The sequence below is a fragment of the Roseobacter sp. YIN89 genome (assembly GCF_057219365.1).
The window spans coordinates 1-15,130 of record NZ_JBXVVD010000005.1 but is presented as its reverse complement, the minus strand read 5'-3'; the positions used below and the strand labels follow the sequence as shown (position 1 = coordinate 15,130).

General features: G+C 55.7%; 14 protein-coding genes and 1 pseudogene. 9 read left to right on the top strand and 6 right to left on the bottom strand.

What is annotated here, in order from left to right; all coding sequences use genetic code 11:
* Positions 1-3 precede the first annotated feature (3 nt).
* The 3 genes from AC2D8V_RS19115 to AC2D8V_RS19105 form a co-directional block, all read right to left on the bottom strand.
* Positions 4-153 carry a hypothetical protein gene (locus tag AC2D8V_RS19115; RefSeq protein ID WP_484735199.1) on the bottom strand — a complete coding sequence of 50 codons (150 nt, stop codon included), beginning with the start codon at positions 151-153 and terminating at the stop codon, positions 4-6.
* A 97-nt stretch (positions 154-250) separates the two neighbouring features.
* Complete coding sequence (locus AC2D8V_RS19110; protein WP_484735198.1) at positions 251-1,531, bottom strand: acetylornithine deacetylase/succinyl-diaminopimelate desuccinylase family protein; 1,281 nt, start codon at positions 1,529-1,531, stop codon at positions 251-253.
* A gap of 57 nt (positions 1,532-1,588) precedes the next feature.
* Positions 1,589-2,845, bottom strand: a complete 1,257-nt coding sequence (locus AC2D8V_RS19105; RefSeq protein WP_484735197.1) for an aminotransferase class V-fold PLP-dependent enzyme — start codon at positions 2,843-2,845, stop codon at positions 1,589-1,591.
* A gap of 99 nt (positions 2,846-2,944) precedes the next feature.
* On the opposite strand from AC2D8V_RS19105, the gene AC2D8V_RS19100 reads away from it, so the two are divergent.
* The 3 genes from AC2D8V_RS19100 (at position 2,945) to AC2D8V_RS19090 (ending at position 5,406) form a co-directional block, all read left to right on the top strand.
* Positions 2,945-3,763, top strand: a complete 819-nt coding sequence (locus tag AC2D8V_RS19100) for a formate/nitrite transporter family protein (RefSeq protein WP_484735196.1) — start codon at positions 2,945-2,947, stop codon at positions 3,761-3,763.
* 99 nt (positions 3,764-3,862) lie between these two features.
* Positions 3,863-4,822 (top strand): YihY/virulence factor BrkB family protein, encoded by a 960-nt coding sequence (locus tag AC2D8V_RS19095; protein WP_484735195.1) that lies wholly within the window; start codon positions 3,863-3,865, stop codon positions 4,820-4,822.
* Positions 4,823-4,908: 86 nt separating this feature from the next.
* Positions 4,909-5,406, top strand: a complete 498-nt coding sequence (locus tag AC2D8V_RS19090) for a Dps family protein (RefSeq protein ID WP_484735194.1) — start codon at positions 4,909-4,911, stop codon at positions 5,404-5,406.
* 69 nt (positions 5,407-5,475) lie between these two features.
* Here AC2D8V_RS19090 and AC2D8V_RS19085 read toward each other — a convergent pair whose 3' ends face one another.
* The gene (locus AC2D8V_RS19085; RefSeq protein WP_484735193.1) at positions 5,476-6,285 is read right to left on the bottom strand and encodes a response regulator; all 810 of its coding nucleotides are present in this window, start codon (positions 6,283-6,285) and stop codon (positions 5,476-5,478) included.
* Between the two features lie 113 nt (positions 6,286-6,398).
* Here AC2D8V_RS19085 and AC2D8V_RS19080 point away from each other — a divergent pair, with 113 nt between their 5' ends.
* Genes AC2D8V_RS19080 through AC2D8V_RS19070 form a run of 3 tightly spaced genes read left to right on the top strand, consistent with a single transcriptional unit; the run spans position 6,399 to position 8,839 of the window.
* The gene (locus AC2D8V_RS19080) at positions 6,399-6,557 is read left to right on the top strand and encodes a NepR family anti-sigma factor (protein ID WP_484735192.1); all 159 of its coding nucleotides are present in this window, start codon (positions 6,399-6,401) and stop codon (positions 6,555-6,557) included.
* Positions 6,554-7,111, top strand: a complete 558-nt coding sequence (locus AC2D8V_RS19075; protein ID WP_484735191.1) for an RNA polymerase sigma factor — start codon at positions 6,554-6,556, stop codon at positions 7,109-7,111. The genes AC2D8V_RS19080 and AC2D8V_RS19075 overlap by 4 nt, the downstream gene beginning before the upstream one ends.
* A gap of 3 nt (positions 7,112-7,114) precedes the next feature.
* Entirely contained in the window at positions 7,115-8,839 is a 1,725-nt protein-coding gene (locus AC2D8V_RS19070; RefSeq protein WP_484735190.1) for a sensor histidine kinase, read from the top strand.
* Positions 8,840-9,004: 165 nt separating this feature from the next.
* On the opposite strand, the gene AC2D8V_RS19065 is transcribed toward AC2D8V_RS19070, so the two are convergent.
* Positions 9,005-9,571 carry a cupin domain-containing protein gene (locus AC2D8V_RS19065; protein WP_484735189.1) on the bottom strand — a complete coding sequence of 189 codons (567 nt, stop codon included), beginning with the start codon at positions 9,569-9,571 and terminating at the stop codon, positions 9,005-9,007.
* Between the two features lie 207 nt (positions 9,572-9,778).
* Here AC2D8V_RS19065 and gabT point away from each other — a divergent pair, with 207 nt between their 5' ends.
* Positions 9,779-11,173, top strand: a complete 1,395-nt coding sequence (gene gabT / locus AC2D8V_RS19060; protein ID WP_484735188.1) for a 4-aminobutyrate--2-oxoglutarate transaminase — start codon at positions 9,779-9,781, stop codon at positions 11,171-11,173.
* A 51-nt stretch (positions 11,174-11,224) separates the two neighbouring features.
* On the opposite strand, the gene AC2D8V_RS19055 is transcribed toward gabT, so the two are convergent.
* Positions 11,225-12,850: an FMN-binding glutamate synthase family protein gene (locus tag AC2D8V_RS19055; protein ID WP_484735187.1), complete on the bottom strand. Its 1,626-nt coding sequence runs from the start codon at positions 12,848-12,850 to the stop codon at positions 11,225-11,227.
* Positions 12,851-13,356: 506 nt separating this feature from the next.
* Here AC2D8V_RS19055 and AC2D8V_RS19050 point away from each other — a divergent pair.
* Positions 13,357-14,373, top strand: a complete 1,017-nt coding sequence (locus AC2D8V_RS19050) for a carbon-nitrogen hydrolase family protein (protein ID WP_484735186.1) — start codon at positions 13,357-13,359, stop codon at positions 14,371-14,373.
* A gap of 62 nt (positions 14,374-14,435) precedes the next feature.
* Positions 14,436-15,130 (top strand): annotated as a pseudogene (locus AC2D8V_RS19045) (ornithine decarboxylase); the annotation flags it as partial.

Below are 15,130 nucleotides of genomic sequence, written 5' to 3'. Positions count from 1 at the left end.
GTTCTACCGGTCGTCGCGGAAGTGATCCTTGAAAGCCTGCTGCTCTCGTATCTGGCGGGTATAGTCCCTGTCCATCCTCATGACCTTGGCAACAAAGAGAGCTGTGGCCAGCATGAGATTGACTATTATCAGCGTTGGTATCAGCGCTTCCATCGGTCTTACTCCGGTTATCGCGTCATGAACCGATACATAGAGCAGGTTGACAGATTGTCGCACCAAAATCGATATGTGTCTGTTTTAGATAGCTATTTTATTGTGGCTGGAGCAGTAAGTGCTGCAAGGACATGCCCATGACCTTCGCGCTGTCAATCATATCCTGCACCCCGACGTATTCATCCGGTTTGTGCGCGAGTTCGAGAATACCGGGACCGTAAGCGATGCAGTTTTTCAGCTTGCCAATTCGGTCGATGTGCTTTTGGTCGTAGGTCCCCGGCGAGGCGACATACTCGGGTGCTTTACCGATCACGCTTTCGATTGCCTGCGCAACGGTGCGAACAATCGGTGCATCCCGGTCAGTCATCGACGGTAGCACGCTATTAATCTCGGTCAGCGTGTAGCGGAAATCAGGCCGCGACGCTTTCAATGCATCGAGCAATTCGGTGACTTCTTCGCGGACCCGCTCCAGCGACTCTTCCATCAGAAAGCGCCTGTCTATGACAATCCGGCAACTGTCGGGGACACAGTGTGCAGGCAGGCTCGTATCATCCGGTGCCTGGTCTGGTTGCCCGCCGTGTATCGAGTTTATGTTCATCGTGGACTGGCGCGCACCATCAGGCACCACAGGCATCTCGGTGTGACGGGCTGCCATTGCCGGAAAAAGCTTGTCCTCGAAAGCCTGTAGTACAGCGCCCATATGGCGCACGGCACAATCGCCGAGAAATGGCATGGCCCCGTGCGCGATCTCGCCCTTGGTTTCGATTTCTGCCCACCAACCGCCGCGATGCCCCAGACAGATGCGATCCTTGTTCAGCGGTTCGGGTATTATGACATGTTGGACCCGCGCGGGATCGAAAAACCCTTGCTCCGCCAGAAAGGCGACACCTCCGTAGCCTCCAGACTCTTCGTCAGCCGTACCAGAGATTTCAATCGCACCGGCATATGTCGGATGCGTCGCGACGAAAGCCTCTGCCGCGATAATGGAGGCGGCAAGCCCGCCTTTCATGTCGCAGGCACCGCGCCCATAGATTTTGCCATCTTCCAGCGTGCCGCCGAAAGGGTCTCTGGTCCAACCGTGCCCGACTTCGACAACATCCGTATGACTGTTGAAATGAACGCATTCTCCGGTGCTGTTACCTTCTCGGCGCGCGATGATATTCCACCGGGGGAACCTGTCGCTGTCGCCGGGCGTGCCGACGGCGCGGATCAGTTGCGTCTCAAAACCGCTGGTGGTGAGGCGATGATCAAGAAATTCGCAAATGCGGCGGTAATCTTGACCAGGCGGGTTTAGTGTCGGAATGCGGATGAGGTCTTGGGTCAGCGCAATGAGATCATCGCGTCGTGCGTCGATAGCTGTATCCAGAGCAGAAGTCATAAACGCAGTGTTGGCCTTTGTGCTGCGATTGGCAAGCGGAGGCGTGGGGGCACCCGCCTAAGACGCGGATGATATTTCCGCCATCGCCGCCAGCAATGCTTTGACCTCATCCAGTGTGTTGTAGTGACAAGTCGACACGCGTACCGCGCCCCTGAGGGACAAAGGCGTGAGAATGTTACCCGAGTAATGGTCGTCTTTGCGGATGTGCGTGCGTATGCCGCGTTCATTCAACGCTGCAACAATCTTTGACGCGGGCAGGGTGTCCAGTGCAAAGCAGACCAATCCTTCGCGGGCAGCGTTTTGGCGTCCTGCCAAAATGGTGACACCCGGTAACTCGGCCAGTCCGGCGAGGTTATCGATACCATTCAGCATGGCATCGGTGAGTGCTGCCTCATGTTCACCGATGGCTGCGCCGGCTGCCTCTATCTGGGCGCGTGGCGCGTCCGCGTCGCTGACCTGAGTTCCCAACCACTGCATGTATGCAACGACATCTGAAAATGTTGCATAGGCGCCGGCGTCTCGGGTGCCCATCTCCCAGTTTTGCGCAGGCCCGTCTTTGAGTTGCTCGGGTATGAGCGCAGTCATACGGTCAGACACCCACGCCACGCCGTAACCGTGGCGGGAGAAAACCTTGTACGGTGATACCACGTAGCCATCGATGTCGTAGCTGGCGATGTCGATATGCCCGTGGCTGGCATGCTGAATACCGTCGACAATAATAAAGGCGTCGGGTGCTACGGCACGAATTGCCGCGGCGATGCCAGCCACATCATTGGCGATGCCGGTTACGGGTGAAGTGTGCAGTATTGTTGCGACCCGCACCTCAGGCGTTAGGTGCGCGGCATAGTCTTGCGGGCTGACCGAACCAGTCGCATCATCATGAGCGACCAAGATATATGGTGTCCCGGTTTTTTCCGCCCAATGGGCGGTCGCAGAGCGGGACGCAGGATGCTCGACTGTTGATCCTATGATCGCACCTCCCTTGCCACCGGTGATTGCCGTGCGCACAAGGCGAAAGATCAGTTCGGTGCCGCTCTCACCGACGAAAAACTGACCGCCGTCTGCGTTGAAGAAAACGCGCATGTCGTCTTTCGCTTTGGCTATGATCTCTCCCATCGCCTTGGCGGCGGGGTTGTCGCGGCCCTGGTTATCCGGAATGGCAGCATATGTGGCAGAGGTCTCGACCACTGATTTCAGGGTTAATGCGCCGCCAGCGTTTTCAAAGAAAATGCGATCGCCTTGGAAGGGGCAGTGATCCACATGAGCAAACCGGTTTCGGATTTGCGCCATTAATGCGGGCGGAAAGGCAGACATAGAACAATCCCTGAAAAACAGTTTGTGGGAACTGATTGGGCTGCTTTGGGGTTCTCGTCAAGAACCGTCGCCATCCCGGCGCAGTATTTGGAGAAAACCGTGAACGCACACACCTCGGTAAAAAATAAAGAAAAGAAGGTCGTCGAAGACGCGTCGGCTTTGGCGCCCAAGGAAATCTACGAAGTGATCCGCCTTGAAGGGATCGAAGAAATGGAGCGCCCGCTGCGGTCTTTGATATGGTCAGGCATTGCTGCGGGTTTCATGATCAGTCTGAGCGTGCTGGGAGAAGCGATTTTTCGTACGCATTTGCCGGATACCCCGTCGCGTTACATCATTGAAAATATTGGGTATTCCTTTGGTTTTCTTGCGGTGATCTTGGGCCGTATGCAGCTCTTTACCGAAAACACGATCACGACCGTTCTGCCGGTGATGAACCAGCGTTCGCTGCGCTGTTTGGTGTCCATGCTTCGGCTCTGGTTCGTGGTGTTGAGTGCAAATGTTGTGGGCGCTTTTGCAATTGCGGGGATCTATGTATTCACCCCGGCGATACCTGCTGAAATTTTCAATTCGGTGGTTGAATTGTCCTATCATGCCACCGGCATGGGCGCGTCAGACAGCTTTTGGCGCGGCATTCCTGCGGGCGTTATCGTCGCGCTGATAGTATGGATGCTGCCACAGGCAGAAGCGGCCAAGTTCTTTATTATCATGGCGTTTACATGGTTGATTGCCGCAGGCGATTTTACGCACATTGTGGCTGGATCGGTTGAAATGGCGGTCCTGATGCTGATGGGCGAGCTGGATTTTGTCGCCGCTTCGACAGGCTTCTTCCTGCCCGTACTGGCGGGCAACATCATTGGCGGTACGGCAATCTTCACGCTGATGGCATGGGGACAGGTTCGCGACGAACTGGACCTCTGAGACCCCGCGTGACGGTTGGCAACTCTTGCGATCTACCGATCCCTCTTTATGCTCAAATCGGACACTGGTTTGTCGGTTTGAGCGAAGGATTTGCGGGTGATGATTGGGGCACGGGGTAAAGCTGGCATTTATAAAGACTCTATTATTGCGGCCGCCCGCCAGATTGGACGGAACAAGCTTGGCCTGATTTCTGCCGGCGTCGCCTTTTTTGCTATGCTGTCCGTTTTTCCGGGGCTGGCGGCACTGATTGCCATTCTCAGTCTGATCGCAGACCCTGCCGTCGTCGTTGCACAACTCGAAGAACTGCGCGGCCTGATGCCGGAAGACGTCTATAATATTCTGAACGCTCAAATCGTAGGGTTGGTCAGTACAAGTTCGGACACTTTAGGGTGGGCCGGACTTGTGTCTGTCGCCGTTGCCTTGTGGTCGGCACGGGCCGGAGTAGCGGCGCTGATGCAGGGCATGAACGAGGTGTATGGCACCCAAGCCCGAGCAACGTGGAGACATTACGCGCGCGCGCTGCTTCTTACTGTCAGCCTCGTCGGTGTGACCGTCGTCGCGCTCCTGGCGCTGGTGGTGGCTCCGGTCGTGCTGGCCTTGTTTCCGTTGGGAAGTACAGCTTCTATCATTGCAGAAGTGCTGCGTTGGGTCATCGCCATTTCCGTTGTCTTTGCGGGGATCGGGATGCTTTACCGATTTGGACCAAACCGTCGCCCCACGCGCACGCAATTCCTGACGCTCGGCGCGATTTTTGCCGCATTTTCCTGGGCGTGTGTTTCCATCGCATTTTCATACTATGTCGCCCGCTTCGGCAACTACAACGAAGTTTACGGCTCTATCGGCGCGGTGATTGCGATGTTGATCTGGTTATGGATAACGTCGTTCCTGGTACTTCTTGGTGCCGCTTTGAATGCCGAGCTTGAAGCGCGTTTGCCAGAGCTTGGCGGGCCGCGCCACGCGGCATTGCAGCCGACAGATGGCGGTCGCGATGTCACCAATTTGGAACAGGTTGACGACCAGAACATCGTGGACGCGCAAACGTCACCAAGTTCACACTAGCTCGACTAAACTTCTTTCACTTGGGCCGGAACCATAAGCCGGTGTTGTTCGTTTAGTCAGCAACAAGTGATTAAAGGAGTGATAAAATGAGTAGTGCATTAAATGTCGTACCCTCGAAAGACGAGATCAAGACGGGCGTCCGTGATACAGATGCTATGGCGCAGGGGCTGGAGCATATGCTGGCCGACACCTACCGTCTTATTTTCAAGACGCACGCGATCCATTGGAACGTTGAAGGTCCGATGTTTTTCTCGGTGCACAATTTGACCGAAGAGCATTACAAAAACATGTTTGATGCCGCCGATGAGATCGCAGAGCGCATCCGTGCGTTGGGCCAGTTGGCTCCGTCGACACTGAGCAGCATCGTGTCGAATTCGATTGTCGAAGATAGCGAAGACCCAAAGACAGCGGGAGAAATGTGCGAAGCACTGGCGGAGGATCACGCACGAGTGGCCCACCGGATGCACGCCGTAATCAAGGTCGCTGACGAGTCGCATGACCCGGTGACTGAGGATTTGGCCACTGAACGGGCTGCGTTCCACGAGAAGGCGTCGTGGATGCTGCGGTCGATCGCCAAATCGTAACAGAGTTAAATAGTGTTTCGTTGCAGAGTGCTGCCCCTATGCCAACGCATAGGGGCATTTTTCTGTGCGTCAGGTGCGTAGTGTTTCTGTCGACGAGAAGAACATCGCCTGGCTGACCGCAGAGACGACCTGATCTTCTGCGTAGGGTTTGGAAATCAAAAACGCTGGTTCATGCTTTTCGCCGGTCAGAAGACGTTCGGGGAAAGCAGTAATAAAGATCACTGGCCGATCACCCATATCCGAAAGGATGTCGTTGACCGCATCAATACCGGACGAGTTGTCTGCCAGTTGAATATCCGCGAGTACGAGATCCGGAGCGTCGGCCTTTGCCAAGGCAACCGCCTCGTCTCGGGTTCGGGCAATCCCCGTCACGCGATGCCCCATGTCAGACACGATGGTTTCGAGATCCATTGCAATGATCGCTTCGTCTTCGATGATCATTACTGAACCGGAAACTGCGTCCGCCAGCTCCTGACGCGCAATGCTGACCAGCGCTTGCGCTTCGTCCTGATCGATGCCGATGATCTGCGCCACTTTGTCAAAGCTGAAACCCTCAAGCGTATGAAGCAACAGCGCCTCACGGCTGTTGTCGGTCAGGCGCGCCATGTGCTTTTGTGCGCGCGCCTTCAATCCGCTTTCGCCTTCGTCCACAGGAGCGCCGGCGCTTGACCAAATCCTGAACAGGACCCGGAACACACCGGTTTTGACATCTACGCCATCAAGTACCGAACGGTCGATCAAAATGGCCTCTAGAGCGGCGGCCGCAAAACTGTCACCGCTTTGCTGGCTACCGGTCATCGCACGGGCAAATCGCCGAACATACGGCAAGTGCTCTGCGAGGCTGGCGCTGATATCATTGTCTGCTGAAACTGAGCTCATCGCGGATGGCTCCCTCTTTTCTTGTGCTTTTCGGGAACCATATAGTCTTTAAGAACGTTCTTGTCAGACGAAAGTCGGGAATTTTTAACATTTCACTAGGAAATTTACTCCTTATGACGAACCAAGGCGCGCAGAAAAGACAACAAGACAAGATCATCGATGAGAACCTGAAACGGGTTTACGATGAGACTGTAGAGGAGGGCGTACCCGACCGGTTTCGGGAACTGTTGGATGCCCTCAAGAAACAGGACGGTGAGGTGAAGAATAAATGAGCACCTCTGATCCCAGGGATGAAATCGTTGACCATTTGCCGGCGATGCGCGCCTTTGCCATCAGCCTCACGAGAAATCCCTCCGTGGCTGACGATATGGTGCAGGACACCCTCGTAAAGGCTTGGACCAACATCGAAAAATTCGATGCCGGAACGAACATGCGCGCGTGGTTGTTCACCATCCTGCGTAACACCTATTACTCTTCGCGCCGCAAGATGAAACGTGAAGTGGCCGATGTGGACGGTATCCATACGGAAAGCCTTGCAGAAAAACCGGCACATGATGGCCGCTTGCAACTGAAGGACTTTTCCGTGGCTTTTGCTCAGCTTAACGACGAACAGCGTGAAGCTTTGCTGTTGGTTGGGGCGTCCGGGTTTTCTTACGAAGAAGCCGCTGATATGTGTGGTGTTGCAGTCGGTACGATCAAGAGCCGCATCGGCAGGGCCCGTCAGAAGCTGACGGAGTTGATGGACTTGGACGAAGATGAAAAGTTGGAGCTTACGGATGAAGCCACGGTGTCAGTGCTGTCGGCTTCGAATGCTGCCAGCTTTTAAGCTATGACCGGCGGTTTTTTGGATGCGGACGTCTTCCGCGGTCTCGCGTTCAGGATTCTGATATTTTTGACCCTGGCCTTGCTGCCATTCGGTCTGATCTCAATTTTCCAGACAAGGGAAATCGGGCGTCAGGCTAATTTTAACTCCGAACTCTCGTTGCTGGCGCTGACCGGACAGGCCAGCGCCACAGAGCGGCAAATCTATCAAGAGGCGTTCGGGGCGGCGCAGGCGTTGAGCGCCGTTACGCAAATCTACAAACGTGACCCGCAGGCATGTGACAGTTTTCTGGCGGCCTACAAAGACGCGTCTCAACTGTATTCTTTCGTCGGGTATCAGGCGCCGGACGGGGCGGTGCGGTGCGCCTCGCGACCGGTCGAGCAAGCAAGCTTTTTCGCCAGCGCGGATGAAAACGCTGACAGAAAGCCTCTTCGCGCTTTGTCGTCGCTGGAGAATGATCCCTTTGGGGCGGGGCCAAAGGTGCTGATCCGGCAACCTTTCTTTCTTGATGGTGCGTTCGCTGGTGATCTTTTGGTGACCATTCCGCAAAGCAGTATCCCGGTAGAATTCTTTGACGCCATGACGGCCCGGCCGGTCGATATTGTCACGTTCAATGCGGATGGAGATGTGGTGCGTGCGTCGCTTACCTCAGAAGAAATTGACGCTAATCTGCCGCAAGACAGGGCGCTCAAAGCGCTGGTGGGCCAGCAATCTTTCGTCTTTGCCGCCGACAACGCCGCGGGTCAAAATCGCGTGTATGCCGTGGTCCCGCTGGTGCCGGGTGTCGCTTACGCGATGAGCATCTGGCGATCCGAAGATTTGAGCCATAGTGCCACAAGTGCTGTGGGGCTCAGCATGTTTCTGCCGGTTATCATGTGGCTTGCCAGTCTTATCGTGGCCTTTTGGTCTTTGAACCGGCTCGCCGTGCGCCATATTCGCAAACTCGGGCGGCAGATGCGCCACTTTGCCTACAACAGACGTGTGCCACGGACCAAGTTGGGGCCGGGTGTGCCGAAAGAATTGGTGGAAATTCAACAGTCCTTTGTCCGCATGGCTGAATCCATTGTGCGGGACGAAGCCGCGCTGGAAGACAACTTGCGAGACAAGAATATCCTGCTCAAAGAAGTGCACCACAGGGTCAAGAACAACCTTCAGCTCATTTCTTCGATCATGAATATGCAAATCCGGCGCGCAGAAACACCTGACGCCAGACAAGTACTACAGCGGTTGCAGGATCGCATTCTGGGCCTCGCGACGGTGCACAAAAACCTTTATCAGTCCGAAGCGCTCGACCGGGTCGAAGCAAACATCATGGTTGAAGAAATCGTTGGCCAGCTGTTGCGCGTCGGGCTGCCGGCCGGTCGCGCAGTGGATATCAAGCAGCACTATGATTCCTTTGAAATGGACGCAGATGATGCTGCACCTCTGACACTGTTGGTATCTGAGGCGGTGACGAACGCTTTGAAATATCTTGGTGTGCCACCGGGGCGCGACAGGGCATATCTGAATATCGCAATGGGGCGTGTTTCGGAAAACGAAGTAACTTTTCGACTGGCCAACAGCACTTCCGGTGCAGCAGGTACCGACGGAACCGGCTTGGGGACGCAACTTATCTCTGCTTTTGCCCGCCAGTTGAACGGGCATGTCGAGGTTGAGTTTGAGAACAACGAGCACGTAATGACGCTGCGCTTTCCCCTACAGGAGCGCGTTAAGGATCGTTACGATTTCTGAACCTTTTTATGTGCAATGTGACGACTGAGGTTCTGTTAGTCGAGGTGACGCGTGTCGATCGAATTGTTTGCACTGGGCTCGAGCGGGCTTGCGCTTGTGGCAGTTGCCTTGATGGTGTTGTCGCAAACCGAAGACCCAGACAAAGACGACCGCAAACGTTAGGTGCTAAAAGCTGGGCGGTGTGCAGGCACTGATGATCTCACACTCCTCGGAGCCAGTGTTGCGGAACCGGTGGGGCAGGCGGCTATTGAAAAGATAGCCCTCTCCGGCAACCAATGTGCTTGTTTCGTCCTCTACGGTGATCTCGATCTGACCTCGAATTACGATGCCCGCTTCTTCGGCCTCGTGGCTGATCAGCTCGGGACCGGTATCAGCACCCGGTGCGTATACCTCGTGCAGAACCTGCAAGGCGCTGCCTTGTCCTGCCCCAAGCTGGCGCAAGGATAGTTTTGGTGCGCTTCCCGGGCCGTCGCCAGACGGCGCAAGCTCGACAAACTCTTCCGCCTTAAAGAAATACTTGGAAGCGTTTTCGTCTTCGAGCGTTGCAAAGAAATCCGCCAAAGAAATGGGAATCGCATCCAGCAAACTCTTTAAGGAGGCCACCGATGGGCTCGTTTTATTCTGTTCGATCAGCGAAATCGTGCCATTTGTCAGTCCTGCTTTGCTGGCGAGCTCTCGTTGTGACAATCCGCGTTGTTTACGAATGGCGCGCAATCTGTGGCCGATATCCAAGAGCAAATTCCTGTAACTGAGCGTGAGCCGTTGGTTTTTCAGCATTATCTAGAGGCTGCGTACAAAGCTGTCACATATTTTTTCTCGATAATACGTCAGGCGCGCCTCAGGCCTTGTCAGAGTGCCCTTATCTCGTGCTTGACAATTAAATTAAACGGCGTATCGATTTTTTAAACAACGCTCTGACCTCAGCATAGGATGATCTCGATGGCCAGCACCGTAAAGACCCCAGCCGCGAAAAAACCACGTAAGTCGCGGGTCGCGAAAAAACCAAAGATTTCCGTGATCGCGACGAGCCCGGATGCGCCGACCAATGCCGCACTTTTGACACGGCGCGACGCGGCTGTGCCGCGCGGCGTGGCGTCAGCGGCTCCGATCTTTGCCGAGCGCGCGGAGAACGCCGAGCTTTGGGACGTCGAAGGCAACCGGTACATCGATTTTGCCGGTGGTATTGCTGTTCTCAACACTGGGCACCGGCACCCGGATGTGGTTGCTGCGGCAAAAGCGCAGGAAGACAAATACACTCATACTTCTTTTCAGGTCGTTCCTTACGAGCCCTATGTGGCGCTCGCTGAGAAACTGAATGCTTTGGCACCCGGCGATTTTGCCAAGAAATCACTGTTGGTCACAACAGGGGCCGAAGCGGTAGAGAATGCGGTGAAAATTGCTCGCGCGGCCACAGGGCGCCCTGGCGTGATTGCCTTTACCGGCGGCTACCACGGACGGACCCTGCTAACGCTTGGCATGACCGGCAAGATCAGCCCATACAAAAAGAACGTGGGCCCGTTCCCCGCGGATGTTTACCGGGCACCGTTCCCGTCGGTGCGTGACGGCATCACGGTCGAGGATGCCTTGATCGGTCTGCAAAACCTCTTCCTGACGGATGCGCAACCTGATCGTGTCGCCGCAATCATTATTGAGCCTGTGTTGGGTGAGGGTGGTTATACGCCGGTGCCCTTCGAGATGCTGCGCGCCTTGCGCACGATTTGCGACGCGCATGGTATCTTGCTCATTGCGGATGAGATTCAGGCTGGCTTTGGCCGTACAGGCGCCATGTTTGCCATCGAACACTCAGGCGTTGTGCCTGACCTTATTACCGTCGCCAAATCGATGGCGGGTGGATATCCGATTGCCGGTGTCATTGGCCGTGCGGATGTTATGGATGCGATGGATCCGGGTGGATTGGGGGGGACCTATGGCGGAAACCCTGTTGCTTGTGCCGCGGCCCTCGCCGCCATTGAAGCAATCGAAAGCGAAAAGCTGTGTGAGCGATCAACCGAATTGGGCGCGCATTTCCGGGACCGTTTTGCAGAGATCGGTGCCCGCGTCGCGCCCTACCGGATGTGGGACATCCGCGGTCTCGGTGCCATGCTGGCGGTCGAGTTCGTATCTGATTTCGATACAGCGACCCCAGATGCCGCACTGACGAAAGCTGTATGCGCCCACGCACTGAAACGCGGCTTGATCCTTCTGGCTTGCGGCATGCATGGCAATGCCCTGCGCATCATGGTCCCGCTTACCGCTTCTGACGCGATCATTGAAGAAGGGCTCGCCATTTTCGAAGCGGCTCTGGCGGACGCAGTGGCAGAGTTGGCCGCCTGATTAAGAACCCGCAGACAGTACGAGGGGCCATCCGCTGTGCGGGTGGCCTTTTCAGTGTAGTGTTTCGGGTGGTGCAAAGCTGGCTGCGCTGGCGCGCGCCCATCGTTTTCTGAAATCCGGCGCCACTTCTGTATCATTTGAAAAGAGGAAACCTTCAGGCAACTGCGGGTATGCGTCCACCGCTTCGACCATCTCTCTGTCACCTTGCCGGACCATCATGTGCGCGGGCATGAATTCGCCCGGATGACTCAACCCGGCGGCACCGGTCATTTCGGCCAATGCCTTTAACGTATTCTGGTGAAACCGTGCTACGCGTTCCGACTTTGACGGAACATCGAGGGCGCGGGCGCGCAGGGGATCTTGGGTGGCGACCCCGACCGGACAGTGGTTCGTGTGGCAGGCCTGCGCCTGAATGCAGCCGATCGCAAACATAAATCCGCGCGCCGCGTTGCACCAATCCGCGCCCAAGGCCAAAGCGCGGGCAACGTCGAAGGCCGAGACGATCTTGCCCGCGGCGCCAATCTTGATGTCACCACGCAGCCCCGCACCGCGCAGCGTATTGTGCACAAAAGTCAGCCCCTCGACCAGTGGCATCCCCACGTGGTTTGAGAACTCGACCGGTGCCGCACCGGTGCCGCCTTCGGTCCCATCGACGACAATAAAATCTGGTTTGATCCCGGTTTCCAGCATCGCTTTGACCATGCACATGAACTCACGGCGGTGACCGATGCATAATTTGAACCCGACGGGTTTGCCCCCGGACAACTCGCGCAACTGTCCGATAAACTGCATCATCTCCAAGGGAGTAGAAAACGCCGAGTGGGCCGGGGGCGATACGCAGTCTACACCCATGGGAATCCCCCGCGCTTCGGCGATTTCAGGGGTAATTTTTGACGCAGGAAGCATGCCGCCATGTCCCGGTTTGGCGCCTTGGCTCAGCTTGATTTCGATCATCTTGATCTGATCCAGCGTCGCAGTTTCACGGAATTTTTCTGGGTCGAAACCCCCGTCAGCCGCACGGCATCCGAAATACCCTGACGCGACCTGATAGATCAAATCGCCACCACCCGCCTTGTGATATCGGCTGACCGATCCCTCGCCAGTATCATGGGCAAAGCCCCCCATCTTTGCGCCGGTGTTCAAAGCTTCAATCGCATTCCCCGACAGCGAGCCAAAACTCATGGCAGAAATATTGTAGATGGATGCCGAATAAGGTTGCGCGCAATCGGGTCCGCCGACCGTCACGCGAAAATCTGAATCCTTAATGTGTTTCGGTGTGACGGAATGAGTGATCCATGAATATCCGGCGTCATAGACTCGGATGCGCGTTCCGAAGGGCCGTTTGTCCTCCTGACCTTTGGCGCGCTGGTAGACGAGAGACCGCGCGTCGCGGGAAAAGGGCTCTTCGTCCTGATCCGATTCAATGAGGTATTGCCTGATCTCCGGGCGAATACCCTCAAAGAGGAACCTCATATGACCAAGGATGGGATAATTGCGCAGAATAGAGTGTCCGGGCTGCCGGATATCGTGAAGCCCAAGCCATGTGAGACCAGCAAAGATCGCGAAAGGGATAAGCATCCATCCCGTCCAGAGCAGCGCGGCCAGCGCAGAAAAAATTGTCAGGCCAAAGACAACCGCCATTGTCGTGTACCGTCTGAAAGGTTCAAAAATATCCATAAATCGGCTTTCCTTTGCAGCCGGCTGTAATCGGCGCACATTGATCGAAATTTTAATCTTTTGTGTATGGTGTTGCATCCAAGCGATCAGATCAAGAATTAGGGTAGCCTCGTCGAGAAATTGTGTATTTGGCAACGTGCTTGAAAGGTAGGCCAATCCCCCGTACGCTTTGATGCAAAAGGGGATTGCAGGTGAAAGAGAGTCGGCCGGCACCAAACCAATGGATGCGGACTACAGTGCAGCCTGACTTGCGGCGCGGCGAATATTCGAGTTCGATTTGGTCTTTGCGCAGAATTCTGCGCGGCGCGATGTTTATTTTAATTAACACCCCTGCGCCCGACGCGCCGCGTGATTACCATGCGTAAAAAGCAGCCGATCTGTCAGAAAAATTGGCAAAATGTGCTGGGTTGCGGTTTCCAACCGGTACCGAGAGGCGTATTCACTGACCAGCGCGCAGCCAATTTCGGCGCCGAACGGCGCCTGCTGTCGCGGTGGAGATTTCAGACATGACCCCTTTCGCAATCGCTGGTGTCCAGATGTATGTGAATGCCCTGCATTCAAACGTCGAAGGAATGATTCAGCGGCTTGATGTCCTGATGGCACGGTTTCCGTGGACACAGATGGTGCTTTTTTCAGAGCTCGCGCCTTACGGCCCGCTCGACCGTTTTGCTCAGGCACCACAGAACGAGGCGCTCGACACGTTCTGCAAGGCCGCACGCAAACACAGGGTCTGGCTGATACCGGGGTCAATGTTCCTGCGCGATCCGGAAACCGGCCTGATTTTCAACACGTCGGTTGTCATCAATCCCGAAGGCGAGATTATTCGCCGCTATTCAAAAATGTTCCCATTCCGGCCTTACGAAGCCGGCATCGCTGCGGGCACAGATTTTTGTGTGTTTGATGTTCCCGAGGTAGGACGGTTCGGACTATCCATTTGCTATGACATCTGGTTCCCGGAAACGACGCGGCAACTGACCGCTCAGGGTGTTGAAGTCTTGTTGCACCCGGTCCTGACCGGCACCACGGATCGTGACGCAGAACTGTCTATCGCGCGTGCCACGGCGGCACAGTTTCAGTGCTATGTCTTTGATGTGAACGGCCTTGGCGCCGGTGGCGTGGGGAAATCCTGCGTTATCGACCCATCAGCACATGTGTTGCACCAGTCTGCGGGGCAAGAGGATATGTTCCCGATTGAAATCGACTTGTCGATGGTGCGTCGTCAGCGCGAGACGGGGATGAAGGGCTTGGGCCAGGTTCTCAAGAGCTTCCGCGACCGCTCGGTTGATTTTTCAGTATACGATCGAGACAGCGGAACTGATGCGTATCTCAAAACGTTGGGTCCTTTGGAGATCCCTCAACAGGGTACTCGCGCGGGGCTTCACGTCGATGTTCCACCGGCTGACGAACGCGACCCGGTGGCTTTCAAAGGACAAGCGTCGCAGACTGAAAGCAACGAATCCTTGCCTCAGAGCAGGGAAGCAGAGCCAGATACAACTGGCCTGAACAAACAATCCAGCGGTTGATCGCGGACGAGAGTATCGAATGCATGCTTTTGTCCTGACCGCGAATTAGGGGAGACAGACGGATGCATGCGATAAACGACTATGCTTCGGCGATCCAACTACGTTCTGACAGGTGGAGCTCACTTCGCGAGGCAACAGGTGCCCTTGCGCGCGCGCCTAATGGCAAGCAGGCAAGCGGGCTTCGTGAAAAGGTCAATGCACTTTTTGACTCTTTGGCTATTCTGGAACCGTATTGGGCCTTTCCGGGCATGGCCGCTTTTGACCACATGCGCCGGCAGCTGGAGCATGATGCTTTCGATGAGTTGGCGTTTTCCGTCGGAAGGGTCACACGCGCCCTGACCACAGGCGCGTACAGACGGCGTCACATTCCGCTGGAGCATGACAGCATCGAAGCTGAGGAGTTGGATGATGAAGCGCTCTTGTCGCCCGAGGCAAGAGCCCTGACCAAACCGTATTTCGAAGTGCTTATCGTGGACAGCGTGAACGAGTACCAAGAGCGGTGGCTGCGCCAGAACGTCAACCGCATGCGGCGTCCTGAAGACCCCTTCGTCTACGAAGCGCTGGTTGTTCCAAGTCTCGAAGACGCTTTGGTCGCCGTGCTGTTCAACCACAATATTCAGGCCATTGTCGTGCGTCCGGGCCTCGTCCTGAAGTCGAAGATGGATCAGCAAATTGTCAAACGGTACATGAACCGCGCGGGCAGTCAGGAAGAGATCGACAATATGGAGCCCGAAAATCTCGGGCCGGAGCTGTGCCG

Bases quoted from the DNA above. Each gene is read 5' to 3' on its own strand.
- AC2D8V_RS19095 (WP_484735195.1), top strand. From the start codon at position 3,863: ATGATTGGGGCACGGGGTAAAGCTGGCATTTATAAAGACTCTATTATT.
- AC2D8V_RS19055 (WP_484735187.1), bottom strand. From the start codon at position 12,850: ATGGATATTTTTGAACCTTTCAGACGGTACACGACAATGGCGGTTGTC.
- AC2D8V_RS19085 (WP_484735193.1), bottom strand. From the start codon at position 6,285: ATGAGCTCAGTTTCAGCAGACAATGATATCAGCGCCAGCCTCGCAGAG.
- AC2D8V_RS19090 (WP_484735194.1), top strand. From the start codon at position 4,909: ATGAGTAGTGCATTAAATGTCGTACCCTCGAAAGACGAGATCAAGACG.
- AC2D8V_RS19110 (WP_484735198.1), bottom strand. From the start codon at position 1,531: ATGACTTCTGCTCTGGATACAGCTATCGACGCACGACGCGATGATCTC.
- gabT (WP_484735188.1), top strand. From the start codon at position 9,779: ATGGCCAGCACCGTAAAGACCCCAGCCGCGAAAAAACCACGTAAGTCG.
- AC2D8V_RS19075 (WP_484735191.1), top strand. From the start codon at position 6,554: ATGAGCACCTCTGATCCCAGGGATGAAATCGTTGACCATTTGCCGGCG.
- AC2D8V_RS19105 (WP_484735197.1), bottom strand. From the start codon at position 2,845: ATGTCTGCCTTTCCGCCCGCATTAATGGCGCAAATCCGAAACCGGTTT.
- AC2D8V_RS19080 (WP_484735192.1), top strand. From the start codon at position 6,399: ATGACGAACCAAGGCGCGCAGAAAAGACAACAAGACAAGATCATCGAT.
- AC2D8V_RS19115 (WP_484735199.1), bottom strand. From the start codon at position 153: ATGGAAGCGCTGATACCAACGCTGATAATAGTCAATCTCATGCTGGCC.
- AC2D8V_RS19050 (WP_484735186.1), top strand. From the start codon at position 13,357: ATGACCCCTTTCGCAATCGCTGGTGTCCAGATGTATGTGAATGCCCTG.
- AC2D8V_RS19070 (WP_484735190.1), top strand. From the start codon at position 7,115: ATGACCGGCGGTTTTTTGGATGCGGACGTCTTCCGCGGTCTCGCGTTC.